A 1383-nucleotide genomic window follows, 5' to 3' on the forward strand; every position below is an offset into this window, starting at 1 on the left:
CGCGCGGGAGATCTACCGCCTTATCGTCCCGGCAGCCCCTCCGGCCGGCCCGACCGGCGCCGTTGGATCTCTCGGTTGACATCCATAGGGGCATCAAGAGGGCCTACGTATTCCACGGCACAGTCGCCGCCGCGGCGATCCGCTTATGGCTCCGCCCGTGATCCGGAGAACGGGATTGGCACTCTGGTTGGGGGTGGAAACGCTCAGCGCGCATCGAATGCCGCCTGCAACGCGTCCGCCGTGGGAACGATGACGACCGCATTCCCCTGAAGCTCCACAGGAAGGTGACGACGCTCTTTCTCGTGGAAGATCAGCGCGTCACCGTCCTGAGGGACGATTGAGGCTTCGAGGGCTGCCGCCAGCCGGGAGAGCACGCCGAGCATCGCGCCTTTGGCGAAGTGCGTCGCCGTCACGCACGGCATCCCGCTCTCGGCGTGGGACTCGTGGTAGAGATCCGCTTCACCCCCGTCCTCCGCGCGGAGCTGGGAGAAGCCGTCCTCCGGACTGCCCGCCACCACGTACGGCTCCGTCACCTGTCGGAACCGTTCGGCGTCCAACGCGACAACCTCGCTGTCCACGAACCGGAGCAAGAAAATGCTGTAACTCACGGACACACTCTGCCATCGTCATGATCCGCCGGACAGTGCCTAGACCTCCGCCGAATCGGGCCGGCCGTCACCATGCCGAACACCGAAGCAACATCGCCATCGGCGCTGGAGCGGGTTCCGGCCGGTTGAGCCGACCAGAGCTGCTAGGAACGAATTAGAATCGCGCCTGCGCCCTCAGCGTGGAGGCAGCCGCCCTTGCCGGCACCCCTGTCGACGTCCCCGAGGAGGAGAACCCGCAGTCTGTTCTCTCCGGGCATACGCAGGAGTGGGCGGGGCCGGCTCGACAGAGACGGGGCGGACATCTGGTGCTTGCCCTCTTGCGTGGCCTGGATCTTGCTCAGTGGGTGCAGTGGTCCGGGTGTGGGGCGCTCGGGCGTCCATCCTGCACCTTCCGTCGGCCGTCGATCGGCCGGTGGGGTGGCCGTGCCGGGGCGGGAACTTGTGATCACCGCCCCGGCCTTGGCAGGGCAGGTCAGACCTGGTACTGGCCGACGGTGATGAAGTGGCGGAGTTCCTCAGGGGTGCCGTCGATTGCTTTGTTGGCTGCGGCGCGCAGGGCGTCGCTGATGTCCGGGCGGGCCAGGATCCGGGCGACGGCGACACGGTCGTCCTCGGCCTGGGCGAGACGCAGCCCCGTCTTGAGGAACGCGGTCCGGTTGGCGGGGGTGCCGTTGAGGGCTTTGTTGGCTTCGCGCTTGACGGCTTTCCCGGAGGCGGGGTTGGCGAGGATGCGGGCGATCGCGGCTGCGTTGTCGGCGTCGGAGGCGACGGCGTT

At 67.7% G+C, this 1383-nt stretch carries 2 protein-coding genes; both read right to left on the reverse strand.

From position 1 onward, the window contains the following. Positions 1 to 203: 203 nt before the first annotated feature. Positions 204 to 608 carry a hypothetical protein gene (locus ACFVX6_RS40880; protein ID WP_389699656.1) on the reverse strand — a complete coding sequence of 135 codons (405 nt, stop codon included), beginning with the start codon at positions 606 to 608 and terminating at the stop codon, positions 204 to 206. Between the two features lie 472 nt (positions 609 to 1080). Beyond that, positions 1081 to 1383: ALF repeat-containing protein (locus ACFVX6_RS40885; RefSeq protein WP_389699657.1), on the reverse strand; the 303-nt coding region annotated here is incomplete at its 5' end.

The organism is Streptomyces sp. NPDC058289 (assembly GCF_042880975.1).
Classification (GTDB): domain Bacteria; phylum Actinomycetota; class Actinomycetes; order Streptomycetales; family Streptomycetaceae; genus Streptomyces; species Streptomyces stoeckheimensis.